Origin of the sequence: Pseudomonas sp. RAC1 (assembly GCF_030658255.1) — a bacterium.
GTDB lineage: Bacteria > Pseudomonadota > Gammaproteobacteria > Pseudomonadales > Pseudomonadaceae > Aquipseudomonas > Aquipseudomonas boreofloridensis.
On sequence record NZ_JAUTXS020000032.1, the window covers coordinates 198,971 to 224,306 of the forward strand.

Sequence of the window (25,336 nt, forward strand, 5' to 3'; positions counted from 1 at the left end):
TGATTAACCTCGCGTCGCTACGCTGTCGGCCAGGATCGCCAGCACCAGTTGCTGGAAGTCCAGTCCGGCCGCGCGGGCCGCCATGGGCACCAGGCTATGATCGGTCATGCCCGGTGCGGTATTGACTTCGAGCAGCCAGAACCGGCCCTGCTCGTCCTGCATCACGTCCAGACGGCCCCAACCCTCGATGCCGATGGCATCGCAGGCGCGCGCGGTCAGGTCGATCAGTTCCTGTTCCTTGTGGCGGTCCAGCCCGCACGGAATGCGGTACTGAGTGTCGTTGGCGACGTACTTGGCGTCGTAGTCGTAGAACACGTGCGGGGTACCCAGCGCGATCGGTGGCAGCACCTGGCCGCGCAGCACCGCGATGGTGAACTCCGGACCGTGGATCCACTGCTCCACCAACACTTGGGAATCGTAGCGAGCGGCGTCCTGCCAGGCAGCGACCAGTTCCTCGACGTTGTTCACCTTGGCCATGCCGATGCTCGAACCTTCATGGGCAGGTTTGACGATCAGCGGGAAGCCCAGTTCCTTGCCAGCCTCGACACAGTCGTTTTCAGTGCTGAGCACGGCGTGACGCGGGGTCGGAATGCCCAGGCTCTGCCACACCTGCTTGGTGCGCAGTTTGTCCATGGCCAGTGCCGAAGCCAGGATGCCGCTACCGGTATACGGAATGCCCAGGCACTCCAGCAGGCCTTGCATGCTGCCGTCTTCGCCGCCACGGCCATGCAGAATGATGAACGCGCGATCGATCCGCTCGTGCTGCAGGCGCTCGAGCAGGTCGTCGCCGACATCGATGGCCACCACGTCCACACCCGCTGCCGTCAGTGCCTCGATCACCGCAGCGCCGGATTTCAGCGACACCTCGCGCTCGGCGCTTTTACCCCCGTAGAGCACGGCCACCCGGCCGAAGGCCTTGATGTCGAGGGTGGAGTGCAGTTTGTCGTACGCGGTACTCACAGCGATTTCTCCTGCTGGGCGACGGCGCCAGCGAACAACGGGCTTTTCATCAGTTGTGGCGCCAGGCCGCCGACATCGCCGGCGCCCTGGCAGATCAGGATGTCACCGGCGCGCAGCAGCGGCTTGACCAGGGGCGCGAGTTCGGCGCCGCGCTCGATGTAGATCGGGTCGAGCTTGCCGCGCTGGCGGATGCTGTGGCACAGCTGACGGCTGTCGGCGCCCGGAATCGGCTCTTCACCGGCCGGGTACACCTCCATCAACAGCAGCACGTTGGCATCGCCCAGCACCTGTACGAAATCGTCGTACAAATCGCGGGTCCGGCTGTAGCGGTGCGGCTGGTAGACGATCACCAGGCGCCGGCTCGGCCAGCCACCACGCACGGCCTTGATCACGGCCGCCACTTCGGTCGGGTGATGACCATAGTCGTCGACCAGCATCACGCTGCCACCTTCGACCGGCAGTTCGCCGTATACCTGGAAGCGTCGCCCAACGCCCTGGAAACCCGACAAGCCCTGGACGATGGCCTCGTCGCTGATGCCCTCGTCGGTGGCGATGGCGATGGTGGCCAGCGCATTGAGCACGTTGTGGTTGCCGGGCATGTTCACCGACACCTCCAACGGCTGGCGGTCGCGGCGCAGCACGGTGAAGTGGGTCTGCATGCCCTGCTGGCGGACGTTGATGGCGCGAATGTCGGCCTCGTCGCTGAAACCGTAGGTGACGGTCGGACGTTTGACCTGGGGCAGGATTTCACGCACCACCGGATCGTCCAGGCACATCACCGCCAGACCGTAGAACGGCAGGTTGTGCAGGAACTCGACGAAGGTCTTCTTCAGCTTGTTGAAGTCACCTTCGTAGGTCGCCATATGGTCGGCGTCGATGTTGGTGACCACCGCAACCATCGGTTGCAGGTGCAGGAAGCTGGCATCGCTTTCATCGGCCTCGGCGATCAGGTAGCGGCTGGTCCCCAGTTGCGCATTGGTGCCGGCGGCGGTCAGGCGCCCCCCGATGACGAACGTGGGGTCCAGGCCACCGGCTGCGAACACCGACGCCAGCAGGCTGGTGGTCGTGGTCTTGCCATGGGTGCCAGCCACGGCGATGCCGTGACGGTAGCGCATCAGTTCGGCGAGCATCTCGGCGCGTGGCACTACCGGAATACGACGTTCCAAGGCAGTGGCGACCTCCGGGTTGGCCGGGTTGATGGCGCTGGACACCACCAGCACGTCGGCGGTGGCGGCGTTTTCGGCGCGGTGACCCACGAATATCTCGGCGCCGAAGGACTCCAGGCGCTGGGTGACCGGCGAGGCCTTGAGGTCCGAGCCGGATACTTCGTAGCCCAGGTTCAGCAGTACTTCGGCGATCCCGCACATGCCCACGCCGCCGATACCGACGAAGTGGATACGGCGGATGCGGCCCATCTTGGGTTGCGGCATGGCTTTCTGGCTTTCAACCATGGGCCACCTCCAGACAGATGTCGACTACGGTGCTGGTTGCGGCAGGTTTGGCCAGGCGGCGAGCGGTGCCGGCCATGGTGTCGAGTTTCTCGGGTTGCATCAGCACCTCGTTCAGGCGTTCAGCGAGCTGCGCTGCGCCAGTTGTCGCTTGTGGCAGCAGGAAGGCGGCGCCTTCCCGAGCCAGGTATTGGGCGTTGTGGGTCTGGTGGTCGTCGATGGCGTGGGGCAAAGGCACCAGCATCGAAGGCAGGCCCGCCGCCGCGAGTTCGCTGACGGTCAGGGCTCCGGCCCGACACACCACCATGTCTGCCCAGCCGTAGGCATGGGCCATGTCCTTGATGAAGGGCTCCACCTGGGCTTCGATCCCGGCCTCGCGATAACGCTCGGCGGTGATCTCGGCGTGTGGCTTGCCGGCCTGGTGGAACACCTCGGGACGGAGGTCGACGGACACTTCGGACAGGGCCTTAGGCAGCAATTTGTTCAATGGTTCCGCACCCAGGCTACCGCCGAGCACCAGCAGCCGTGCGCGGCGCTCGGCCAGGGGCAGGCGTGGCGACTCCAGGAACAGTTCGCGGCGTACCGGATTACCGGTGGTGCGGCGTTTCTCGCTGGCCTCGAAGGTGTCGGGGAAGGCTTCGCAGACCCGCGCAGCCAACGGCACAAGCAAGCGGTTGGCGGTACCGGCGCGGGCGTTCTGCTCGTGGATCACCAGCGGCACGCCGCACAACCGCGCGGCGACGCCGCCGGGGCCTGTGACATAGCCACCGAAACCGAGCACGCACACCGGCTGCAGTTCGCGGATGATTCGCCGTGCCTGCAGCACGGCCTTGACCAAGGTAAACGGCGCCTTGAGCAGGGACAGCTTGCCCTTGCCGCGCAAACCGCTGACCTGGATCAGGTGCAGCGGCAGGCCAGCCTGCGGCACCAGCTCGTTCTCGATACCGCGAGGGGTACCCAGCCAATGCACGCTGTAGCCACGGGCCTGGAATTCACGCGCGCAGGCCAGCGCCGGGAACACGTGCCCGCCAGTGCCACCGGCCATGATCAAGACGTTCTTGCCGTCAGCGCCCATGACTGGTCTCCTCGGCAAAATCGCTTTCCTTGAACTCGTGCTCTTCGCTGCCCAGGTGTGTTCGGCTCTCCCATTCGATGCGCAGCAGCAGCCCGACGCAGGCGCAGCAGATGACCAGCGAACTGCCCCCGTAACTGAGGAACGGCAGGGTCAGGCCTTTGGTGGGCAGCAGACCGACGTTCACACCGATGTTGATGAGGAACTGGCCGATCCACAGGAACGCCAGGCCGAATGCCATGTAGGCGGCGAAGAATTGTTTGGCCTTTTCTGCCCACAGACCGATGTAGAGGGCGCGAATGGTGACGAACACGAACAGCGCCACGGTGCACAGCGAGCCGACCACACCCAGTTCCTCGGCCAGTACCGAGAACACGAAGTCGGTGTGCGCTTCGGGCAGGTAGAACTGTTTCTGCACGCTGTTGCCAAGGCCCACGCCCAGCCACTCGCCGCGACCGAAAGCGATCAGCGCCTGGGTGAGCTGGTAACCGGAACCGAACTGATCGGACCAGGGGTCGGTGAAGGTGATCAGACGCGCCATCCGATAAGGCTGGGCCTGCACCAGGACGAAGACCGCGACCACCGCCAGTACCACCATCAGCGAGAAGCGGAACAACCCCACCCCACCTAAGAACAGCATCGCGGCCGCAGCGCCCATCATCACCACCGTGGCGCCGAAGTCCGGCTCCATCAGCAGCAGGCCGGCCATCGGCAGCAGCACGATGAACGGCTTGAAGAAGCCCATCCAGCTCTCGCGCACTTCGGTCTGCCGGCGTACCAGGTAACCAGCCAGGTAGATCACCACGAACACCTTGGCGATTTCCGATGGCTGTACGTTGAAGAAGCTGAAACCGATCCAGCGCATCGAGCCGTTCACTTCACGGCCAATGCCGGGCACCAGCACCAGCACCAGCAGGCCGAAAGCGCCGATCAGCATCATGAAGCCCATGCGCTGCCAGGTGGCGATCGGCACCATCATGGTCACGCCGCAGGCGCCAAGGCCCAGGGCGACGTACACCAGGTGGCGAATCATGTGGTACAGCGGGTTGCCCGACTGCACCGCGGCCACTTCCGATGAAGCCGAGGTAATCATCACCAGGCCCAGGCCCAGCAGCGCCAGGCAGCCGGCCAGCAGCGGGAAGTCCAGGTCGATGCCACGCCCGCTGATCAGCGGCGACGGATACGGCTTGATGATGCCGAAAATCATGCCAGCCCCTCCGCTGCCTGGGCGAACAGACGCCCGCGTTCTTCGAAATTCCTGAACATGTCCAGGCTGGCGCACGCAGGCGACAGCAGTACCGCATCGCCCGGCTCGGCGAGTTCAGCGCAGCGCTGCACGGCCTCCTCCAGGCTGGCGACTCGCACCAGCGGCACCGCGCCTTCGAGCGTCTCGCTCAGGCGTTGGGCATCACGCCCCAGCAGCACCACGGCGCGGCAATGCCGCCCGGTCGGCTCGCGCAGGGCGGCGAAATCAGCCCCCTTGCCGTCACCGCCGGCGATCAGGACCAGCTTGCCTTCGATGTCTGCGCCCAGGCCTTCAATGGCCGCCAGCGCGGCACCGACATTGGTGGCCTTGGAATCGTCGTACCAGTTCACACCGTTGCGCTCGCGTACCCATTGGCAGCGATGAGCCAGGCCGGTGAATTCGCGCAGCGCCTCGAGCATCGGCTCGAACGGCAACCCCGCTGCATGGCCCAGGGCCAACGCCGCCAGGGCGTTGCTCTGGTTGTGCGCACCGCGGATCTTCAGTTCACGCACCGGCATCAACGATTGAAATTCGAACGCCAGGTACTTCTCGCCATTCGCTTCTCGCAGGCCGAAAGCCTTGAAGTCCGGCGCGTTGAGACCGAATGTCCAGCAGGGACGCCCTTCGACCGGCAGCGGCCGACTCAAGGCGTCCTGACGGTTCACCACCACCTGGCGAGCGCCTCGGAAAATGCGGTGCTTGGCCAGGTGATAGGCCGGCAGACCGCTGTAGCGGTCCATATGGTCTTCGCTGATGTTGAGCACGGTGGCCACTTCAGCGTTGAGCTGATCGGTGGTTTCCAACTGGAAGCTCGACAGCTCCAGCACGTACAACTCGACGCTGTCGTCGAGCAGATCCAGTGCCGGCGTGCCGAGGTTACCGCCGACGGCCACGCGTTTACCGGCCTTGGCCGCCATCTCGCCCACCAGAGTGGTGACCGTGCTCTTGGCGTTGGAACCGCTGATCGCCACGATCGGCGCCTTGGCCTGACGAGCGAACAATTCGATATCGCCGGACAGCGTCACGCCGCGCGCGGCGGCCTGTTGAAGCGCTGGCGTGGACAGGGCCAGGCCGGGGCTTACGTACAAGGTGCTGGCGCGGCACAGGAAGTCGACGTCCAGCTCACCACAGCGTACTTCCACCTGCGGGTAGTCACGGCGCAGGGTGTCCAGTTCCGGCGGTTGCTCGCGGGTGTCGGCGACCGCAAAGGCGATGCCCTGGCTCGCCAGGAAGCGAACCAGGGACATGCCGCTCTTGCCGAGGCCGACAACGATGCGGAATTGGTCGGAAGCGATCAGTGACACGCTCGTTTACCTCAGTTTCAGGGTGGCAAGGCCGACCAGCACCAGAATCACGGTGATGATCCAGAATCGGACGATCACGCGCGGCTCGGGCCATCCCTTGAGTTCGAAGTGGTGATGAATCGGCGCCATGCGGAACACGCGCTTGCCCGTGAGCTTGAAGGAGGCGACCTGAATCACCACCGACAGGGTTTCCATGACGAACACACCGCCCATGATGAACAGCACGATTTCCTGACGGACGATCACGGCGATGGTGCCCAGCGCAGCGCCCAGCGCCAGCGCGCCGACGTCGCCCATGAACACCTGGGCCGGATAGGTGTTGAACCACAGGAAGCCCAGGCCGGCGCCGATCAGCGCGCCGCAGAACACGATCAGTTCGCCTGAACCCGGCACGTAAGGAATCAGCAGGTACTCGGCGAACTTCACGTTGCCCGACAGGTAGCAGAAGATGCCCAATGCGCCGCCGACCATCACCGTCGGCATGATCGCCAGACCATCGAGGCCATCGGTCAGGTTGACCGCGTTGCTCGAGCCGACGATGACGAAGTAGGTGAGGATCACGAAGCCGGCACCCAGCGGGATGGTGAAGTCCTTGAGGAACGGCACAATGAGGGTGGTTTCGACGCTGGTGGGCGCGGTCATGTAGAGGAACACCGCAGCGCCCAGGCCGAATACCGATTGCCAGAAGTATTTCCAGCGGCTTGGCAGCCCCCGGGAATTCTTCTCGATCACCTTGCGGTAATCGTCGACCCAGCCAATGGCGCCGAACAGCAGGGTGACGATCAGCACCACCCACACATAGCGATTGCTCAGGTCCGCCCACAGCAAGGTGCTGATGGCGATGGCCGAGAGGATCAGCGCGCCGCCCATGGTGGGCGTGCCGGATTTGGACAGGTGCGATTGCGGGCCGTCGTTACGCACGGCCTGACCGATCTGGCGAATCTGCAGGGTACGAATCATCCACGGCCCCAGCCACAGCGCCAGGGACAGCGCAGTCAGCACGCCCAGGATCCCGCGCAGGGACAGGTACTGGAAGACCGCGAAGCCCTTGTAGAACTGTTGCAGATACTCAGCCAACAGCAGCAGCATTAATGTTTCTCCCCGCTGGTCTCGCACAGTGCAGCCACGACGTGTTCCATCGCAGCGCTGCGCGAGCCCTTGATCAAGATAGTGGTTTCGCCGGCGGACTCGACCTGTACGGCGTCGATCAGCTCGGCTTGTGTGGCGAAATGGCGGCCATGGGCGCCAAATGCCTGGACCGCGTGGGCCATGTTGGTACCGGTGGCGTACAACGCATCGATCTTGCCCTGCGCGTACTCGCCGACCTGACGGTGGCCTTGCTCGGCCCACTGGCCCAGTTCGCCGATATCCCCGAGCACCAGGACGGTACGGCCGGAAAAGCCGGCGAGTATATCAATGGCCGCGCAGACCGAGGTGGGATTTGCGTTGTAGGTGTCGTCGATCACCCGCACGCCACTCGGGGCGATCTGGGCGACCGAACGGCCCTTGACCGGCTGCACCGCCGCCAGACCTGCCGCGATGCCCGGCAGGCTCACGCCGACAGCGTGGGCAGCGGCAGCGGCGGCCAGGGCGTTGCTGACGTTGTGCACGCCCAGCAGATTCAGTTGCACCGCTGCGCTGCCCGCCGGGCTGTGCAGGGTGAACGAGGGACAGCCACGGGCATCGCGACCGATGTCGCTGGCGTGGAAGTCGGCGCGCGGGTCGCTCAGGGCGAAGCTCAGCACTTTGTGCTGGCCGGCGCGCGCGTGCCAGATCGGGAACGCCTTGTCGTCCAGGTTGAGCACGGCAGTACCGCCCTCGCCCAGCCCTTCGAGGATTTCGCCCTTGGCCTCGACGATTTTCTCAGGACCGCCGAACTCGCCTACATGGGCGGTGCCGGCATTGTTCAGAATCACCACCTGCGGCTGGGTGAGGCCGACGGTGTAGCGAATTTCGCCGATCCGCGAGGCGCCCAGCTCGATCACCGCAGCCGTGTGCTCTGCGGCGATTTCCAACAGGGTCAGCGGTGCGCCGAGGTCGTTGTTCAGGTTGCCGCGGGTCGCGTGCACCGGTCCGCGCGTGCGCAGGACGCACGCGAGCATTTCCTTGACCGTGGTCTTGCCGCTGGAGCCGGTAATGGCCACCACGGGCTTGTCGAAGGCAGCACGGTTCAACGCGCCCAATTGACCCAGTGCCAGACGGCAGTCAGCGACGCGCAACTGCGGCAGGTCGACACCGTCGATTTCACGCTCGACCAGTGCCGCGACTGCGCCCTTGGTTTTGACATCGGCCAGATAATCGTGGCCGTCGAAACGCGGACCAGCCAGCGCAACGAACAGTTGCCCTGGCATCACGCTACGACTGTCGATGCTCACGCCGGTAAAGCTTGCGTCGGCACCGACCAGATGAGCACCCAATGCTGTGGTCAGCTGGCTGAGTGTCATTGGCTTAAGCATGTGGAGCCTCCCAGGCTGAAAGGGCCTTCTCGGCTTCGAGCAAATCGGAGAACGCCAGGCGTTCGCCATGGATCTCTTGGTAGTCCTCGTGCCCCTTGCCCGCCAGCACGATCACGTCGTGCGCAGCGGCGCTGGCGATCAAATGGGCAATGGCCTGGCCACGACCGCCCATGAACTCGACGGCGTCGGCGGCGCGCAGACCGGGACGGATATCATCGAAGATCCTCAGCGGATCTTCAGTGCGTGGATTGTCGTCGGTGACCAGCACCCGATCGGCCAGGCGCTCGGCCACTTCGGCCATCAGTGGACGCTTGCCGCGGTCACGGTCGCCGCCACAGCCGAACAGGCACAGCAGCTGGCCCCGGGCGTGCGGACGCAGGGCTTGCAGCACCTGCTCAAGCGCGTCGGGGGTGTGGGCGTAATCGACCACCACCAGCGGCTTCTCGCCGCCGCCCAGGCGCTGCATGCGACCCACCGGGCCCTGCAATTGCGGGATCACCTTGAGGATGTCGTCCAGCGGGTACTCCAGCGCCAGCAGCGTGGCCACTGCCGCCAGCATGTTGCTCAGGTTGAAGCGGCCCAGCAGTTGACTGCGCAGGGTATGCTCGCCTTGGGCAGTGACCAGGATCGCGCGCACGCCATCGTCGTCGAAGCAGGCTTCGCGGCAGTACAACGAGGCGTCCCGGTTTTCCAGGCTATAGCTGAGCAATCGGGTCTCGATATGATCGGCAGCAGGCCGCTGGGCGTAGGCCTTGGCCAGGCGCCGACCGAAGTCGTCGTCCAGATTGACCACCTGACAACGCAGGCTCGGCCAAGCGAACAGCTTGGCCTTGGCCGCCTCGTAGGCCTGCATGCTGCCGTGGTAGTCCAGGTGATCGCGCGACAGATTGGTCATCACGGCGATGTCGAACGCCAGCGCCGCCACCCGGCCCTGTTCGAGGGCATGGGAGGAAACCTCCATGGCCACGGCCTTGGCGCCGGCCTTTTTCAAGTCGTTGAGCGTCGACTGCACGGCGATGGGATCTGGCGTGGTCAGTCGGCCGCTTTGCAGCTCACCGTGAAAACCGGTACCCAGGGTGCCGATCAGGCCGCAACGCTGACCCAGCAGGTCGAGCGCCTGGGCCACCAGTTGAGTGACGCTGGTCTTGCCGTTGGTGCCAGTGACCCCGATGAGCTCAAGCTGACGGCTCGGCTCACCGTAGAAGCGCCCGGCAATCGACGACAGCTGGCCAATCAGGCCCTTCACTGGAATCAGTGGAACATCGGTCAGCGGCAGTACGGTGGCGCCCTGCTCTTCATAAGCAATGGCGGCTGCGCCACGCGCCAGGGCATCGGCGATATGGACGCGCCCGTCGAGCTTGGCCCCGGGCACCGCCAGGAACAGATCGCCGGGGCGCACGTTACGGCTGTCGAGGGTCAGCTCGCGGATCAGCGGATCGCGGCTGGCGTGGGCGAACAGTTTGCTCAATGGCATCGTCATCAGCCACGCCCTCCATTGGCGGATACTGCACTGGCCTGCTGGGCATTGGCCGGCGGCAGGTTGTCAGGCGGCACGTTCATCAACCGCAGGGTGCCGGACATGACCTTGCTGAACACCGGCGCAGATACCAGGCCACCGAAGTAACCGCCCTTGCCCGGCTCGTCGATGACCACGACGATGGCATAGCGCGGGTCGCTCATCGGGCCGAAGCCAGCGAACAGCGAACGGTAGGCGTTTTCGGTGTAGCCCTTGGAGCCCACGGTAGCCTTACGCGCGGTGCCCGACTTGCCGGCCACGTGGTAGAACGGCACCTGGGCACGGAACACGCCGCGCGGGGCCTCGATGACCTGCTGCAGCATGCCTTGGATGGTCTTGGCGGTTTCTTTCGGAATGGCCTGGACGGTGTCGGGCTGTTTGTCGACCTTGAGGATCGACAGCGGCACCATCTTGCCGTCGTTGGCCAATGCGGCGTAGGCATGCACCAGTTGCAGCGCGGTGACCGACACGCCGTAGCCGTATGACAGGGTGGCCGTTTCGGCCTTGCGCCATTCGCGGTGATTGGGCAGGTTGCCGACCCGTTCGCCCGGGAAGCCCAGGCCGGTGTATTGACCCAGGCCGACCTGCGACATCACCCGGTAAATGGCTTCGCCGCCAATGTCGAAGGCGATCTTGCTCATGCCGACGTTACTGGAGTTGATCAGGATGCCGGTGAGGTCGAGGATCGGCCCTTCACTCTTGGACACGTCTTTAATGGTGTAGCGACCGATCTGCAGACTGCCGGGATACACCTCGACCTTGTCGGTCGGCTTCCAGCGGCCGCTTTCCAGCGCCGCGCTCATGGAGATCGGCTTGACCGTGGAGCCTGGCTCGAACACGTCGATGATCGCGCGGTTGCGCATGGCTGCCGGGAACATGCTGCGGCGGTTGTTGGGGTTATAGGTGGGCTGGTTGACCATCGCCAGCACCTCGCCGGTCTTGACGTCCATGATCACCAGACTACCGGCCTTGGCGTCCTGCTCGGCGATGGCGTTGCGCAGCTCGCGGGTCGCCAGGTATTGCAGGCGCAGGTCGATCGACAACGCCAAGGTCTTGCCGGCCTTGGCGTTCTTGGTCACTTGGATGTCCTTGATCAGCCGTCCGCGACGGTCCTTGATCACTTGTCGCTTGCCAGGCACGCCGGCGAGCCACTCGTCGTAGGCGAGCTCGACACCTTCGCGGCCGTGGTCGTCCAGGTCGGTGAAGCCCACCATGTGCGCGGTCACATCACCTGCTGGGTAGAAGCGACGGAACTCTTCCAGCCCGTATACACCGGGTACTTTCAGGTCGAGCACCTGTTGCCCCTGCTCCGGCGTGAGGCCACGGACCAGATAGATGAATTCCTTGTTGGCTTGCTGGGTGAGGCGCTCGATCAGTTGCTGCGGGTTCTGCCCGAGCACCGCGGCCAGTTGCGGCCAGCGCTCCTTGGAAGCCTGCATTTCCTTGGGATTGGCCCACAACGTGGTGACCGGCGTACTGACGGCCAGCGGTTCACCGTTGCGGTCGGTAATCAGACCACGGTGTGCGGGAATCGGGATATGACGCAGGCTGCGGGCATCGCCCTGGCCCTTGAGGAAGTCGCGGTCGACCACCTGAAGGTCGATGATGCGCCAACTGATGGCGCCGACCATGAGCGCGAGCAGGCCCACCACGACGCGGAAGCGCCAGGGATACAGTGCCCCCTCGAGCTTCATCATGGCGTCACCATCCGCACTTCGTCGGCATTGGGCACACGCATTTTCAACTGGCCCGAGGCCAGGCTCTCGATGCGACTGTGGGCAGTCCAGGTGCTTTGCTCGAGAATCAGCCGGCCCCACTCGGCTTGCGCCTTATCGCGCTCGCTGAGTTCGTTGTAAAGGGTGTTGAGCAGTTGGCGGTTCCAGTGCGCGCTGTAGGAGACGGCAATGGCCGAGCCCAGCACACCGACGAACAGCAGCAGCATCAGGAAGCTTCCGCCCGGCAGCGGCTTGGCGAACAGCCGGCTCACCGCAGTTTCTCCGCCACGCGCATGACGGCGCTACGCGCCCGCGGGTTGGCCTTGAGTTCTTCATCGGAGGCGAACTGCGCCTTGCCGATCAGGCGGATCTTCGGTTCGAAGGCTTTGTGCTGAACCGGCAGGTTGCGCGGCAGGTTGTCTGTTTCGCCCTTGACCAGCTTGCGCATGAACAGCTTGACGATGCGGTCTTCGAGCGAATGGAAGCTGATGACCACCAGGCGACCACCCACCTCCAATGCGTCGAGCGCTGCTTCGAGGCCGGCTTCAAGATCGCCCAGTTCGTTGTTGACGTGGATGCGCAGCCCTTGGAAAGCACGCGTGGCCGGGTTCTTGCCCTTCTCCCAGGCGGGGTTGGCGACCTTGAGCACTTCGGCCAGATCGGCGGTGCGGGTGAACGGCTGCTGTTCACGGCGCTGGACCACGGCACGGGCCATGCGCTTGGCGAAGCGCTCTTCGCCGTATTCCTTGAACACCCGGGCAATGTCCTCTTCTGCCGCCGAGGCAATGAATTCGGCGGCGCTGACGCCCTGGCCGGGGTTCATGCGCATGTCCAGCGGACCGTCGTTGAGGAAGCTGAAGCCGCGCTCAGGGTCATCCAACTGTGGCGAGGACACGCCCAGATCGAGCAGTACACCGCTGACTTTGCCGTGCAGCTCGCGCGTGCGTACTTCATCGCCCATCTCGGCGAAGCTGCGCTGCACAATGACAAAGCGGCCGTCTTCGGCCGCCAGCGCTTGCCCCGTGGCAATCGCTTGTGGATCTTTGTCGAAACCCAGCAGCCGCCCCTGCGGCCCCAGTCGACTGAGCATGAGACGGCTGTGGCCGCCCCGCCCGAACGTGCCGTCCAGATAGCAACCGTCGGCGCGCAAGGCCAGTGCCTCGACAGCTTCGTCGAGCAGGACGGTAATGTGGTTGAAGCCGCTATCTATGGTCACAGGATCAGGTCACGCAGTTCGTCGGGCATGGCGCCCGGTTGTTGGATAGCGGCGAGGTCGGCTGCCGAAACCGCGTTCCAGGCATCCTCATCCCACAGCTGGAATTTGTTCAGTTGACCCACCAGCATCGCCTTCTTGTCGAGCCGGGCGTACTCACGCAGGCGAGGCGGCACCAGGAAACGACCACTGCCATCGAGCTCCAGGTCCACCGCGTTGCCAATCAGCAGACGCTGCAGGCGACGGTTTTCCTCACGCAACGATGGCAAGGCACGCAACTTGGCTTCTATCTGCTCCCACTCGTCGAGCGGATAAACGCACAGGCAAGGATCTACAGCGTCGATGGTCACGATGAGCTGGCCGTTGCAACGCGAATCGAGCTCGTCACGGTACCGGCTCGGCATGGCGAGACGGCCCTTGGCATCGAGACTGACGGCGTTGGCTCCGCGAAACACGGCTGCGATTCCCCACAATGTTATCGTTTTTGTGCCAGAAAACCCACTTCGTCCCACTTTCTGCCACTTGCGCACACTATAGGAATCCGCCCGCCGCACCGTCAAGGCACGTTCATAAGGAAAACCCTTACAGGACCGAGATTTAGCGCAACAAAGGAAGGGGGAAAGACTACCGGGAGACAAAATTGACGGAAAAAATCACGCGCACTCAAATGGATAGAGTGTGAAGTTAAAGTGATTTATTAAGAGTAAGAACTTTTCGGCATTACCACAGGGGATCTGCTATCGATTGCAGCAGAGAAAGGGGAAGGTGGAGAGTCGATCTGTAAGCCGGGTTTTGTCGAGGACAGTCATTCCTCTACGACGGCCATCACTGGACGCCTCTAGCAACCTACCCGGTTCCGACGCGGGCCACGCCATAAGGAACCCTATTTGGTCTTGCTCCGAGTGGGGTTTACCTAGCCACGAACTGTTGCCAGTCGTGCGGTGCGCTCTTACCGCACCTTTTCACCCTTACCGGCACCGAAGTGCTTAGGCGGTTGTTTTCTGTGGCACTTTCCGTAGGCTCACGCCTCCCAGGGGTTACCTGGCACTCTGCCCTGCGGAGCCCGGACTTTCCTCCCCCTACTTTTGCGGAACAAAAGCAGGCAGCGACTGTCCGATCGACTCTCCGCCGACAAGGGTAACGGCAGGCGGGCGCAAGAACAAGCCTTCACTTAAATAATATCATTAAGCCACTACTGGCTTTTTTGTTTATCCAATGCCGCCTGATAAAGAAGATTCTTACGCACGCCGGTAATTTCAGCCGCCAACGCTGCTGCGCGCTTGAGCGGCAACTCTGCCAATAGCAGGTCCAATACGCGCTGGGCTTCGCGACTGATGGCCTGCTCGTCCTGAGGCGCCGTCCAGCCTGCCACCAGCACGACGCACTCGCCGCGCTGCTGGTTGGAATCGGCGGCGACGAACTCGCGCAGCTCGCAAAGCGGCAAGCCCTTGAGCGTCTCGAACGTTTTGGTGAGCTCGCGCGCCAGCAATGCCGGACGCTCATCGCCGAACACCGCCTGCATGTCTTCCAGGCATTCAAGAATCCGGTGCGGCGCTTCGTAGAAGATCAGCGTACGCGGCTCTTCCCGGACCTGCTCGAGGCGAGCGCGACGTCCGGCCGACTTGGCTGGCAGGAAGCCTTCGAAAATGAAACGGTCCGAGGGCAGGCCGGCCGCCGAGAGCGCGGCGATCAGGGCACAGGCGCCCGGCACCGGCACCACCTTGATACCGGCCGCGCGCGCCTGACGCACCAAATGGTAGCCAGGATCGGAAATCAACGGCGTGCCGGCGTCGGACACCAGCGCCACATCATCGCCTGCCAGCAGTCGCGCGATGAAGCGGCTGCCCTCGTCGCGCTCGTTGTGCTCATGGCAGGCGGCCAGGGGAGTATCAATGCCGAAATGCTGCAGCAGGCGTACCGAATGGCGGGTATCCTCGGCGGCGATCAACGCCGCACCGGCCAGCACCTTGAGCGCCCGGGCGCTCATGTCATCGAGGTTGCCGATGGGCGTGGCCACGATGTAAAGCGTCCCGGCGGTAGATTGTGAAACCCCTGCAACATCCGTCACTGCGCGCACCTGTCTTGCCGATCAAAGGCGCCATTGTAGCCCGAGCACTTGCAACAGCGCGCAAACAACTTCGAACTCGGACCGCGACAAGCGACCTATAGTGAAGCTTCACCGTCAGCGACATCGCGCCCCGGCCAGTGCTTGGGTACAATCGCCCACCTCCTTGATCGAGTAACAGGATCCTTACATGATCGCTTGCCTGCGGCTGCTCTCAGCCTTATGTCTCGCTGCCCTGCTGGCAGCCTGCGCCAGCTCGCCCTCATCCAGCCTGGGCGAGTTACCGCGCACCCCGGACGCCAGCATCGAGCAGTTGCTCGAGAAGGCCGCGTCGAGCAAGTCCGCCGAAGACGCCGCACTGCTGCGCCTGAGCGCGGCCGACATGGCCTACCGGCAGAAGGACTTCCCGCGCGCCGCGCGCATCCTCGAACAGGTGCCACTGGAGGGCCTCAAGCCTGCCCAGCAAATCTTCGCCAGCACCCTCGCTGCCGAACTGGCGATGAGTCGCAATCAGCCCAAAGCTGCCCTCACTGCCCTGGCGCACCCAAGCCTGCAACATGTCGGCGAACTGCCCGAGCCACAGCAAGTGCGTACTTACAGCGTGCATGCCGCTGCCTTGGAAGCCGACGGTCAGGCCCTGGCCGCCGCCCAACAGCGCGTCCTGCTGGCGCCACTGCTCAGCGGCGAACCGGCGGCGAAGAACAACGACGTCATCTGGTCGCTGGTCGCCTCGCTGCCTGCCGAACAACTGCAGCAGCCGAGCGCCGACGCAACCCTGGCCGGCTGGACCAGCCTGGCCCTGGCAGTCAAGAGTGCCGGCACCCTGGAACAGCAGCAGGCGGCCATCGACGCCTGGCGTCAGCAGCATCCCGACCACGCCGCCGCCAAGCAACTGCCTGAAGCCTTGGTCAAGCTCAGGCAACTGGCCAGCCAACCGCTGACCAAGATCGCCCTGCTGCTGCCCCAGGAAGGCCCTCTGGCAGGCGTGGCCCGCGCCCTGCGCGACGGTTTCATGGCCGCCCACTTCCAGGCACAGCAGTCCGGTCAGCCAGCTCCGGCCGTGCAGGTGTTCGACAGCTCGCGCCTCACCTCGCTGGATGATTTCTACCGCCAGGCCCAGGCCGCAGGCGTGCAGTTGGTCATCGGACCTCTGGAAAAGCCGCTGGTCAAGAAACTCGCCGATTACCCGCAATTGCCCATCACCACTTTGGCACTGAACTACGCCGAAGCTGGGCAGAAATCCTCGCCACAACTGTTCCAGTTCGGTCTCGCTGCCGAAGACGAAGCCCGAGAAGTGGCGCGTCGAGCCCACGCAGATGGTCTGGTGCGCGCCGTGGCCCTGGTGCCGAGCGGCGAATGGGGTGACCGTGTGCTGGCAGCCTTCCGCCAGGACTGGGAAAGCAACGGCGGCACTTTGCTCGCCGCCGAGCGCATCGCCCAGCCCGTGGCCCTGGCTCAGCAAATTGCCGACCTGTTCCAACTGCGCCAGAGCGAAGGTCGCGCCAAGAGCCTGCAGAGCGCCGTGGGCGGTAACATCGCAGCCCAACCGTCGCGTCGCCAGGACATCGACTTCATCTTCCTCGCCGCCACGCCACAGCAAGCGCAGCAGATCAAGCCCACGCTCAACTTCCAGTACGCTGGCGACGTGCCGGTCTATGCCACGTCCAACCTGTACAGTGCCAGCGGCGATGTGAACCAGTACAACGACATGAACGGCATCCGCTTCTGCGAAACGCCATGGCTGCTGGACACCGGCAACAGCCTGCGCCAGCAGGTAGTGCAACAGTGGCCGCAAGCCGGTGGCAGCCTCGGACGCTTGTACGCCATGGGTGTTGACGCCTACAGCCTGGCACCACGCCTGGGTCAGCTCAAGGCCCTGCCCGACAACCGCATGCAAGGCCTGTCCGGCAGCTTGAGCATCAACGCCAACCAGCGTGTCGAACGCCAACTGCCGTGGGCAGAATTCGCCGGTGGCCAAGTCAAACGCCTGCCGGACACGCCACGCTGATGCACCACGCATCGCCCGCCAGCGCCGGGCTTGCTGCGGAATGCCAGGCCCTGGCCTTTCTTCAGGGTCATGGCCTGCAACTGCTGACGCGCAACTGGCGATGCAAGGGAGGCGAGCTTGATCTGGTCATGCTCGACGCCGATACAGTAGTATTCGTCGAAGTCCGCTACCGTTTGCATGCGGGCTTCGGCGGCGCCCTGGAGAGTATCGACGGGCGCAAGCAGAAACGCCTGGCGCTGGCCGCCACCGAGTTCCTGCAGAAGGAGTCGCGCTGGGCCCATCGCCCCTGCCGCTTCGACGTCGTCGCCCTGCAGGGCAGCCACCACGCAGGTCGGCCGCTTCAATGGCTGAAAAACGCCTTCGAATGCTGAACCCATTCCGATTTCTTTGCTCTATGTTTCGCGGGCCGGCCCCTGTTGCGCGTCGCGCAGGCCTCCGCCGCACTTAAGGTCACACCAGATGGACATGCAATCCCGAATCCGCCGGCTGTTTCAGGCCAGCATCGATACCAAGCAACAGGCAATGGACATCCTGGCACCCTACATCGAGCAGGCCAGCCTGGTCATGGTCAATGCCCTGCTCAACGAGGGCAAGATGCTCGCCTGCGGCAACGGCGGCTCGGCAGGCGATGCCCAGCATTTTTCCTCGGAACTGCTCAACCGCTTCGAGCGCGAACGGCCGAGCTTACCGGCCATCGCCCTGACCACCGATAGCTCGACCCTGACCTCGATCGCCAACGACTACAGCTACAACGAGGTGTTCTCCAAACAGATTCGCGCCCTGGGTCAACCCGGCGACGTGCTGCTGGCCATTTCCACCAGCGGCAACTCCGCCAACGTGATCCAGGCGATCCAGGCGGCACATGATCGTGAAATGATTGTCGTAGCATTGACCGGACGTGACGGCGGCGGCATGGCCTCGCTGCTGCTGCCCGAGGACGTGGAAATCCGCGTTCCAGCCACGGTCACTGCGCGTATCCAGGAAGTCCACCTGCTGGCGATCCACTGCCTGTGCGATCTGATCGACAGCCAACTGTTCGGGAGTGAAGAATGATCCCCAAGCGCCTCGGCCTGATGGCCCTGACCCTGTGCCTCGGCATCACCGGCTGCAGCTCGGTGCTGAACGAGACCCGCAATTCGCCTATCGAGGATGACCGCAGCACCCGCACCCTCGGCAGCAAGATCGACGACTCGCTGATCGAGACCAAGGTCTCGGTCAACGTGGCCAAGGCCAGTCCTGACCTGGACAACGGCTCGCACGTGGTGGTCAGCAGCTATAACGGCATCGTCCTGCTCGCCGGCCAAGTGCCGCGCGCTGACCTCAAGAGCCTCGCTGAGCAGACCGCCAGCCAAGTGCAGCGCGTCAAGAAGGTACACAACGAGCTGCAGGTGATGCAGCCTTCGTCGATCCTGGCACGCAATAACGATGCCTGGCTGACCACCAAGATCAAGACCCAGATGCTCGGCGATCCCAACGTCTCCAGCTCGCGCATCAAGGTGATCACCGAAAATGGCATCGTCTATCTCCTGGGTCTGGTGACCCAGCAACAAGCCAACGCGGCCACCAATGTGGTACAAGGTGTGTCGGGTGTGCAGAAGATCGTCAAGCTGTTCGAGTACATCGACTGACATCCAGGCGCGGCAGTACCGATGCTCGCGCCATCGCGCACATGAATTCGTCTCGTTTCTGACCATTCAGGAAAAGCCATGAAGAAGTCTTTGCTGTCCCTCATCGCCATCGCCGGGTTCGCTGCCCTGGCAGGTTGCTCCACCCCGAGCGTGATCACCCTCAACGACGGCCGCGAGCTGCAGACCCTCGACAAGCCCAAGTTCGATGACGATTCGGGCTTCTACGAGTTCAAGCAGCTCGATGGCAAGCCGACCCGCATCAACAAGGATCAGGTCCGCACCATCAAAGACCTGTAATCCGGGCTTGAAAGCAAAAAGGCGATCCTTCCGGATCGCCTTTTTTGTTACTTGACCACCTTCAAGCTTGGTCGACCGCTGGGTCGCGGTGGCTGACCTCCACCTTCCGGTGGACCGTCGTCATCGGGCTGGACGCTATCGTCTTCCTCGAGCGCCTCATCCTCCATCAGCGCAGGCTCCAGCTCGAAGACCATGCCCTGGCCGTTCTCGCGTGCATAGATGCCCAGAATCGCGGCGCTCGGCACGTAGAGCGAATGGGCCACGCCACCGAAACGCCCCTCGAAACTCACCGCATCGTTGTCCATGTGCAGGTTGCGCACGGCGCTGGGCGAGATATTCAGCACGATCTGACCATCGCTGGCAAAGCCTTGCGGGACCTGGACCGCTGGATACTCAGCATTGACCAGCATGTGGGGCGTGCAATCGTTGTCGACGATCCACTCGTACAGTGCTCTAACCAGATAGGGGCGACTGGAGTTCATCAACGGCTCCTTAAAGCTTGCGCATTTCACGTTCGGTAGCGGACAGGCTCGCCTGGAAAGGCTCGCGGGCGAACTGTCGCTCCATGTAATCCAGCAGCGGCTTGGCTTGCCGCGGCAGTTCGATACCCAGTACCGGCAAACGCCAGAGGATGGGCAGTAGACAGCAATCGACCAGGCTTTGCTCCTCGCTCATGAAGCAGGCGAACTCGCCGAACAGTGGCGAGACGCCGGTCAGGCTCTCACGCAGCGACTTGCGCGCCTCGCTGCGCGAGGTTTCGCCGGTCCGCGCATCGAGAATGAGATCGGCCAGCGCACACCAGTCACGCTGGATGCGGTGCATCAGCAGCCGACTGTTGCCACGCGCCACCGGATACACCGGCATCAGCGGCGGATGGGGGTAACGCTCTTCGAGGTATTCCATCACCACGGTCGGCTCGTACAAGGCCAAGTCGCGATCGACCAGGGTCGGCACGCTGCCGTAGGGGTTCACTTCGACCAGCTTGGGCGGCAGCCGATCGGCGACGACGTCGACGATCTGCGCATTGACGCCCTTCTCGGCGAGCACCAGGCGCACACGATGGGAATAGTGGTCGGCGGGGTCGGAATAGCAGGCTAACCTGTTGGTTGCGCCCATGTAGCGGCTCCTCGCGGGGGTATGCGTGTGAAACTGCAAATGCAAACGCGCCCTGGAGGGCTGCCGTGCATTCGCATGGCAGCGCCCCAGGGCGCGTTCAACTACCAGCAACTACTGCGTGATCAGTGCACGTCCTTCCAGTATTCGCGCTTGAGCAAGTAGGCGAACACGAAGAAGAAAGCCAGGTACAGCAGGACATAAGTGCCGATGCGCTGACTTTCCAGTTTGACCGGGTTGGCCGAATAGGCCAGGAAGGTCACCAGGTTCTTGACCTTCTCGTCGAACTGCTCGGCCGTCAGGGTACCGGATTTCGGCTCCACGGTCAGCTGATCGCAGGCTTCATGGGTCAGCGGAGCGCCGGTCAGCGGGTCGAACTGCTTCTTGCCATCGACCACGGTCTGGATCTGCTTGCAGCCGATCACCTGATTGCCCTGCAGGCCCACCAGCACGTTGGGCATGCCGACGTTGGGGAAGACCTTGTTGTTCACACCGTAGGGGCGCGACGGGTCCTGATAGAAGCTGCGCAGGTAGCTGTACAGCCAATCGTTGCCGCGGACCCGGGCGACCAGCGTCAAGTCCGGCGGCGCCGCGCCGAACCAGGTCTTGGCGTCATCGGGACGCATGCCGATCTTCATGTGGTCGCCGATCTTGGCGCCCGTGAACACCAGGTTTTCCAGCATCACCTCATGCGGGATACCGAGGTCGTCGGCGACTCGCTCATAACGCTGGAACTTGGCGCTGTGACACCCCATGCAATAGTTGGCGAAGGTCCGAGCGCCATCCTGCATCGCGGCCTTGTCAGCCAGGTCGATATCGACCTTATCCAGCTCAACGCCATGCTCAGCAGCGAACGACAGGCCAGGCATCAATGCCAGGCAAAGTACTGCAATCAACTTTTTCATCAGCCAGTCACCCTTTCCGGAACCGGTTTGGTCTTCTCGAGCCTCGTGTAGAAGGGCATCAGCACGAAGTAGGCGAAATACAGCACGGTGCAGATCTGCGACAGCAGGGTTCGCCCGGGCGTTGGCGCCAGCACGCCGAGGATGCCGAGGATGATGAAGGCCACGCAGAACACCAACAGGAACAGCTTGCTCAGCCAGCCCTTGTAGCGCATCGAGCGCACTGGACTGCGGTCGAGCCAGGGCAGCACGAAGAGCACCGCGATCGCCGCGCCCATGGCGATGACACCGAAGAGCTTGTCAGGAACCGCGCGCAAGATGGCGTAGAACGGCGTGAAGTACCATACCGGGGCGATGTGCTCAGGCGTCTTGAAGGCGTTGGCCTGCTCGAAGTTCGGTTTTTCCAGGAAGTAACCACCCATTTCCGGGAAGAAGAACACTACGGAGCAGAATACGAAGAGGAAGACCACCACCCCGACGATGTCTTTGACGGTGTAGTACGGGTGGAACGGAATGCCGTCGAGCGGGATGCCGTTTTCGTCCTTGTGCTTCTTGATGTCGATGCCGTCTGGGTTGTTCGAACCCACTTCGTGCAGCGCCAGGATGTGCAGCACCACCAGGCCGAGAATGACGATCGGCAGGGCCACCACATGCAGGGCAAAGAAGCGGTTCAGCGTGATGCCGGAGATCAGGTAGTCACCGCGGATCCACTGCGTGAGATCGTCACCGATCACCGGAATGGCACCGAACAGCGAGATGATCACCTGGGCACCCCAGTAGGACATCTGGCCCCAGGGCAGCAGGTACCCCATGAAGGCCTCGGCCATCAGCGCCAGGTAGATCAGCATGCCGAACAGCCACACCAGCTCGCGCGGCTTCTGGTACGAACCGTAGAGCAACCCACGGAACATGTGCAGGTACACCACGATGAAGAACGCCGAAGCGCCGGTAGAGTGCAGGTAGCGCAGGATCCAGCCGTACTCGACGTCGCGCATGATGTACTCGACCGAGGCGAAGGCCTCTTCAGCCGAGGGCGTGAAGCTCATGGTCAGCCAGACGCCGGTGACGATCTGGTTGACCAGCACCAACAGCGCCAGGGAGCCGAAAAAGTACAGGAAGTTGAAATTCTTGGGCGCGTAGTACTTGCTCAGGTGCTCTTCCCACATCTTGGTGGCGGGGAAGCGCGCATCCACCCAGTCCATGAACTTGCTCATCATGCGTTCTCCTGATCGACGCCGATGACGATGATGTCGTCAGACTCGTACGAATGCGGCGGCACGGGCAGATTGAGCGGCGCCGGCTGCGACTTGTACACGCGACCAGCGAGGTCGTAGTGCGAACCGTGGCAAGGGCAGAAATAGCCGCCCACCCACTTCGGACCCAGGTCGGCTGGCGCCACTTCCGGACGGAAGGTGGGCGAGCAGCCCAGGTGCGTGCACAGCCCGACGAGGATGAGGATTTCCGGCTTGATCGACCGGACCTGCGGATCGACGTAGGTCGGCTGCACCGACTCCTTGGACTGCGGATCGGAGAGCTCGCCCGTGAGCTTTTGCAGATTCCCGAGGATCTCCGGCGTTCGCCGCACGATGAACACCGGTTGCCCACGCCATTCAGCGACCATCTGCTGCCCTGGCTCGATCTTGGCAATATTGACCTTCACAGGTGCCCCAGCCGCCTTGGCCTTGGCGCTTGGGAACCATGACCCCACGAACGGTACCGCAGCCCCGACCGCCCCTGCAGCCCCCACCACGGATGTGGCAGCTACGAGGAAGCGGCGCCGGCCTGCGTTGACGCCGTCATTGCTCATTCAATCCTCTCCCATCAGCTTTCTTCTCGCCCGTCGCAACAGGCGTCTATTAGTAATGTCTGTGGCGCTAAAAATTGGTCGCCATGGTAGGAAACAAGTCCACACACTGACAAGGTGATTAGCGCTGCCAAGGACACAACCCGCGCTTTGCTTGATCTACGTCTATGTGGCAAGCGCCCGCGAATCCGCTGGGGAGAAATGGCAGACATAAAAAAAGCCCGGTTCCAAAGAACCGGGCTTTTTTCGACTGCCGAAGCGGTATTAACGCTTGGAGTACTGAGGACGCTTACGCGCTTTACGCAGACCCACTTTCTTACGCTCGACTTCACGAGCGTCGCGGGTGACGTAGCCAGCACGACGCAGAGCGCCACGCAGGGTTTCGTCGTATTCCATCAGAGCGCGGGTGATACCGTGGCGGATCGCACCGGCTTGACCGCTGACACCACCACCGGCGACGGTGACGTAGATGTCGAACTTCTGGGTGCTCTCGGTCAGCTCCAGCGGCTGGCGAACAACCATGCGAGCGGTTTCGCGACCGAAGAAGGTGTCCAGAGGACGGTTGTTGATGGAGATGTTACCAGTGCCCGGACGCAGGAAAACGCGAGCGGTTGCGGTCTTGCGACGGCCAGTGCCGTAATTTTGAGTCGCCGACATAATGAACTATCCCGTTAGATCTTCAGTTCTTGAGGCTGCTGAGCAGTGTGAGGGTGAGCAGCACCCGCGTACACTTTCAGCTTGCGGTACATGTCGCGACCCAGCGGGTTCTTCGGCAGCATGCCTTTGACCGCGGTCTCGATGACACGCTCAGGGGCCTTGTCGATCAGCTTCTCGAAGCTGATTTCCTTGATGCCGCCCGGGAAGCCGGAGTGGGAGTAGTACATCTTGTCCGAAGACTTGGCACCAGTGACACGAACCTGCTCGGCGTTGATGACGACGATGTAGTCGCCGGTGTCAACGTGAGGGGTGTACTCTGCCTTGTGCTTGCCACGCAGGCGACGAGCGATTTCGGTAGCCAGACGACCCAGGGTCTGACCAGCGGCGTCAACTACGTACCAGTCGCGCTTTACTGTTTCCGGTTTAGCAGTAAAAGTTTTCATTCTCTAAAGCCTCAGAGGCCGCCCAGCGAAAAATAGACGGCGAATCTTACTGGATAGTGCACAGCTTGCCAAGGGCAAGCGCGCAGCCTCGCATTGGGCGCTAAGTGGGGGCTCGGGTCGGCGCGTCCAATGTTCGACAAAGGTTCCTCCTGCATGGTGGTGCATCACTTCCGCCACACGGAGAGGGTCGTCATTATCCAGATTGCACTGAGAATATCAACCTGCTTTGATGGCTTATTTCAACTGCAGAGAGCCTTCCCCATGCATTACCGCAAGCTCGGCCGTACCGACCTCGACGTCAGCGCCCTGTGCCTGGGCACCATGACCTGGGGCGAGCAGAACGTCCAGGACGAGGCCTTCGCCCAGATCGGCCTGGCCAAGGCCGCCGGCATCAACTTCATCGACACCGCCGAGATGTATCCGGTGCCGCCGCGCCCGGAAACCTACGCCGCCACCGAGCGCATCATCGGTAACTGGTTCCGCGCCAACGGCGACCGTGACGACTGGATCCTCGCCAGCAAGGTGGCCGGTCCTGGCAACGGCATCAGCCATATCCGCGACGGCCAGCTCAAGCACAACCGCCAGCACATCGTCGCGGCGCTGGATGCCAGCCTCGAACGCCTGCAGACCGATCGCATCGACCTCTACCAATTGCATTGGCCAGAGCGCTCCACCAACTTCTTCGGCAAGCTGGGCTACCAGCACCAGCCCAATGACCTGTTCACCCCGCTGGAGGAAACCCTGGAGGTGCTCGACGAACAGGTGCGCGCCGGCAAGATCCGCCATATCGGCCTGTCCAACGAAACGCCCTGGGGCACCCTGAAGTTCCTGCATCTGGCCGAGGCCCGCGGTTGGCCACGGGCGGTATCGATCCAGAACCCCTACAACCTGCTCAACCGCAGCTTCGAGGTGGGACTGGCGGAAGTGGCGATCCGCGAGCAATGCGGCCTGCTGGCTTACTCCCCGCTGGCTTTCGGCATGCTGACGGGCAAGTACGAGGAGGGCGCCCGCCCCGAGAACGCCCGCCTGACCCTTTTTAGCCGCTTCGCCCGCTACTCCAACCCGCAGACCGTGGCCGCCTGCAGCCGCTACGTGCAACTGGCCCGCGAGCACGGCCTGGACCCCGCACAGATGGCCCTGGCCTTCGTCACCGGCCAGCCCTTCGTCACCAGCAACATCATCGGCGCCACAGACCTGAAGCAACTGCAAAGCAACCTCGCCAGCGCCGACTTGGTGTTGAGCGACGAACTCCTGGCAGCGATCGAAACCCTGCACCAGCAGCAGCCCAACCCCGCACCTTAAGGAAGCGGCAAGCTGAAAGCGGCAAGCTGCAAGCTGCAAGAAAAAGCAGGACGTGGGTGCGTGGACTATCGCTTTCATCTTGCAGCTTGCCGCTTGCCGCTTGCCGCTTGCAGCTTGCAGCTTGCAGCTTGCAGCTTAAAGCTTGCAGCCAACCGGAAAACATAAGACGATCCAGCCGGTGATTGAC

26 protein-coding genes and 1 other RNA gene are annotated in these 25,336 nt (G+C 63.1%); 6 read left to right on the forward strand and 21 right to left on the reverse strand.

Annotation, left to right across the window (positions count from 1 at the left end):
• Window positions 1–3: 3 nt before the first annotated feature.
• The 14 genes from Q7C30_RS12380 to rsmI all read right to left on the reverse strand — a co-directional run bounded on the left by Q7C30_RS12380 (window position 4) and on the right by rsmI (window position 14,998).
• Entirely contained in the window at window positions 4–960 is a 957-nt protein-coding gene (locus Q7C30_RS12380; RefSeq protein WP_029612149.1) for a D-alanine--D-alanine ligase, read from the reverse strand.
• Window positions 957–2,411 (reverse strand): UDP-N-acetylmuramate--L-alanine ligase, encoded by a 1,455-nt coding sequence (murC, locus tag Q7C30_RS12385; protein ID WP_317871656.1) that lies wholly within the window; start codon window positions 2,409–2,411, stop codon window positions 957–959. Before murC ends, Q7C30_RS12380 begins: the two co-directional genes overlap by 4 nt.
• Window positions 2,404–3,483 (reverse strand): undecaprenyldiphospho-muramoylpentapeptide beta-N-acetylglucosaminyltransferase, encoded by a 1,080-nt coding sequence (murG, locus tag Q7C30_RS12390; protein ID WP_317871657.1) that lies wholly within the window; start codon window positions 3,481–3,483, stop codon window positions 2,404–2,406. Before murG ends, murC begins: the two co-directional genes overlap by 8 nt.
• Window positions 3,473–4,684: a putative lipid II flippase FtsW gene (gene ftsW / locus Q7C30_RS12395; RefSeq protein WP_205419333.1), complete on the reverse strand. Its 1,212-nt coding sequence runs from the start codon at window positions 4,682–4,684 to the stop codon at window positions 3,473–3,475. Before ftsW ends, murG begins: the two co-directional genes overlap by 11 nt.
• On the reverse strand, window positions 4,684–6,030 hold the full coding sequence (gene murD / locus Q7C30_RS12400; protein WP_317871658.1) for a UDP-N-acetylmuramoyl-L-alanine--D-glutamate ligase: 1,347 nt from the start codon (window positions 6,028–6,030) through the stop codon (window positions 4,684–4,686). Before murD ends, ftsW begins: the two co-directional genes overlap by 1 nt.
• 6 nt (window positions 6,031–6,036) lie before the next feature.
• Complete coding sequence (gene mraY, locus Q7C30_RS12405) at window positions 6,037–7,119, reverse strand: phospho-N-acetylmuramoyl-pentapeptide-transferase (protein WP_029612145.1); 1,083 nt, start codon at window positions 7,117–7,119, stop codon at window positions 6,037–6,039.
• Window positions 7,119–8,486 carry a UDP-N-acetylmuramoyl-tripeptide--D-alanyl-D-alanine ligase gene (gene murF, locus Q7C30_RS12410; RefSeq protein ID WP_317871659.1) on the reverse strand — a complete coding sequence of 456 codons (1,368 nt, stop codon included), beginning with the start codon at window positions 8,484–8,486 and terminating at the stop codon, window positions 7,119–7,121. The genes mraY and murF overlap by 1 nt, the downstream gene beginning before the upstream one ends.
• On the reverse strand, window positions 8,479–9,966 hold the full coding sequence (locus Q7C30_RS12415) for a UDP-N-acetylmuramoyl-L-alanyl-D-glutamate--2,6-diaminopimelate ligase (protein WP_317871660.1): 1,488 nt from the start codon (window positions 9,964–9,966) through the stop codon (window positions 8,479–8,481). The genes murF and Q7C30_RS12415 overlap by 8 nt, the downstream gene beginning before the upstream one ends.
• Window positions 9,966–11,696 carry a penicillin-binding protein 2 gene (locus Q7C30_RS12420; RefSeq protein WP_162889597.1) on the reverse strand — a complete coding sequence of 577 codons (1,731 nt, stop codon included), beginning with the start codon at window positions 11,694–11,696 and terminating at the stop codon, window positions 9,966–9,968. The genes Q7C30_RS12415 and Q7C30_RS12420 overlap by 1 nt, the downstream gene beginning before the upstream one ends.
• Window positions 11,696–11,989 carry a cell division protein FtsL gene (gene ftsL / locus Q7C30_RS12425; protein ID WP_029612141.1) on the reverse strand — a complete coding sequence of 98 codons (294 nt, stop codon included), beginning with the start codon at window positions 11,987–11,989 and terminating at the stop codon, window positions 11,696–11,698. The genes Q7C30_RS12420 and ftsL overlap by 1 nt, the downstream gene beginning before the upstream one ends.
• Window positions 11,986–12,927 carry a 16S rRNA (cytosine(1402)-N(4))-methyltransferase RsmH gene (gene rsmH / locus Q7C30_RS12430; RefSeq protein ID WP_317871729.1) on the reverse strand — a complete coding sequence of 314 codons (942 nt, stop codon included), beginning with the start codon at window positions 12,925–12,927 and terminating at the stop codon, window positions 11,986–11,988. Before rsmH ends, ftsL begins: the two co-directional genes overlap by 4 nt.
• A 2-nt stretch (window positions 12,928–12,929) precedes the next feature.
• Complete coding sequence (gene mraZ, locus Q7C30_RS12435; protein WP_029612140.1) at window positions 12,930–13,385, reverse strand: division/cell wall cluster transcriptional repressor MraZ; 456 nt, start codon at window positions 13,383–13,385, stop codon at window positions 12,930–12,932.
• A 310-nt stretch (window positions 13,386–13,695) separates the two neighbouring features.
• An RNA gene (rnpB, locus tag Q7C30_RS12440) (RNase P RNA component class A) lies at window positions 13,696–14,055 on the reverse strand.
• 67 nt (window positions 14,056–14,122) lie between these two features.
• Entirely contained in the window at window positions 14,123–14,998 is an 876-nt protein-coding gene (rsmI, locus tag Q7C30_RS12445; protein ID WP_317871661.1) for a 16S rRNA (cytidine(1402)-2'-O)-methyltransferase, read from the reverse strand.
• Between the two features lie 187 nt (window positions 14,999–15,185).
• Between rsmI and Q7C30_RS12450 the strand changes: the two genes are divergently transcribed.
• The 5 genes from Q7C30_RS12450 to Q7C30_RS12470 all read left to right on the forward strand — a co-directional run bounded on the left by Q7C30_RS12450 (window position 15,186) and on the right by Q7C30_RS12470 (window position 18,928).
• Window positions 15,186–17,003: a penicillin-binding protein activator gene (locus tag Q7C30_RS12450; RefSeq protein ID WP_317871662.1), complete on the forward strand. Its 1,818-nt coding sequence runs from the start codon at window positions 15,186–15,188 to the stop codon at window positions 17,001–17,003.
• Window positions 17,003–17,374, forward strand: coding sequence for a YraN family protein (locus Q7C30_RS12455; protein ID WP_029612138.1), 372 nt, complete (start codon window positions 17,003–17,005; stop codon window positions 17,372–17,374). Before Q7C30_RS12450 ends, Q7C30_RS12455 begins: the two co-directional genes overlap by 1 nt.
• Before the next feature lie 88 nt (window positions 17,375–17,462).
• Window positions 17,463–18,056 (forward strand): phosphoheptose isomerase, encoded by a 594-nt coding sequence (locus tag Q7C30_RS12460; protein ID WP_029612137.1) that lies wholly within the window; start codon window positions 17,463–17,465, stop codon window positions 18,054–18,056.
• On the forward strand, window positions 18,053–18,631 hold the full coding sequence (locus Q7C30_RS12465; protein ID WP_039579865.1) for a BON domain-containing protein: 579 nt from the start codon (window positions 18,053–18,055) through the stop codon (window positions 18,629–18,631). Before Q7C30_RS12460 ends, Q7C30_RS12465 begins: the two co-directional genes overlap by 4 nt.
• 78 nt (window positions 18,632–18,709) lie before the next feature.
• Window positions 18,710–18,928 carry a YgdI/YgdR family lipoprotein gene (locus Q7C30_RS12470; RefSeq protein WP_029612136.1) on the forward strand — a complete coding sequence of 73 codons (219 nt, stop codon included), beginning with the start codon at window positions 18,710–18,712 and terminating at the stop codon, window positions 18,926–18,928.
• A 47-nt stretch (window positions 18,929–18,975) separates the two neighbouring features.
• Here Q7C30_RS12470 and Q7C30_RS12475 read toward each other — a convergent pair whose 3' ends face one another.
• From Q7C30_RS12475 to rplM, 7 genes are all read right to left on the reverse strand, one after another.
• Window positions 18,976–19,410, reverse strand: coding sequence for a ClpXP protease specificity-enhancing factor (locus Q7C30_RS12475; protein WP_029612135.1), 435 nt, complete (start codon window positions 19,408–19,410; stop codon window positions 18,976–18,978).
• Window positions 19,411–19,420: 10 nt separating this feature from the next.
• Complete coding sequence (locus Q7C30_RS12480; RefSeq protein ID WP_029612134.1) at window positions 19,421–20,044, reverse strand: glutathione S-transferase N-terminal domain-containing protein; 624 nt, start codon at window positions 20,042–20,044, stop codon at window positions 19,421–19,423.
• Between the two features lie 122 nt (window positions 20,045–20,166).
• Window positions 20,167–20,946, reverse strand: a complete 780-nt coding sequence (locus Q7C30_RS12485; protein ID WP_039579871.1) for a cytochrome c1 — start codon at window positions 20,944–20,946, stop codon at window positions 20,167–20,169.
• Window positions 20,946–22,157 (reverse strand): cytochrome bc complex cytochrome b subunit, encoded by a 1,212-nt coding sequence (locus Q7C30_RS12490; protein ID WP_029612133.1) that lies wholly within the window; start codon window positions 22,155–22,157, stop codon window positions 20,946–20,948. The genes Q7C30_RS12485 and Q7C30_RS12490 overlap by 1 nt, the downstream gene beginning before the upstream one ends.
• Window positions 22,157–22,750, reverse strand: a complete 594-nt coding sequence (gene petA / locus Q7C30_RS12495; protein WP_029612132.1) for a ubiquinol-cytochrome c reductase iron-sulfur subunit — start codon at window positions 22,748–22,750, stop codon at window positions 22,157–22,159. The genes Q7C30_RS12490 and petA overlap by 1 nt, the downstream gene beginning before the upstream one ends.
• A 261-nt stretch (window positions 22,751–23,011) precedes the next feature.
• Window positions 23,012–23,404, reverse strand: a complete 393-nt coding sequence (rpsI, locus tag Q7C30_RS12500; protein ID WP_029612131.1) for a 30S ribosomal protein S9 — start codon at window positions 23,402–23,404, stop codon at window positions 23,012–23,014.
• Window positions 23,405–23,418: 14 nt separating this feature from the next.
• Window positions 23,419–23,847 carry a 50S ribosomal protein L13 gene (rplM, locus tag Q7C30_RS12505; RefSeq protein ID WP_029612130.1) on the reverse strand — a complete coding sequence of 143 codons (429 nt, stop codon included), beginning with the start codon at window positions 23,845–23,847 and terminating at the stop codon, window positions 23,419–23,421.
• Window positions 23,848–24,108: 261 nt separating this feature from the next.
• Between rplM and Q7C30_RS12510 the strand changes: the two genes are divergently transcribed.
• Window positions 24,109–25,149, forward strand: coding sequence for an NADP(H)-dependent aldo-keto reductase (locus Q7C30_RS12510; RefSeq protein ID WP_317871663.1), 1,041 nt, complete (start codon window positions 24,109–24,111; stop codon window positions 25,147–25,149).
• The last annotated feature ends 187 nt before the right edge of the window (window positions 25,150–25,336 follow it).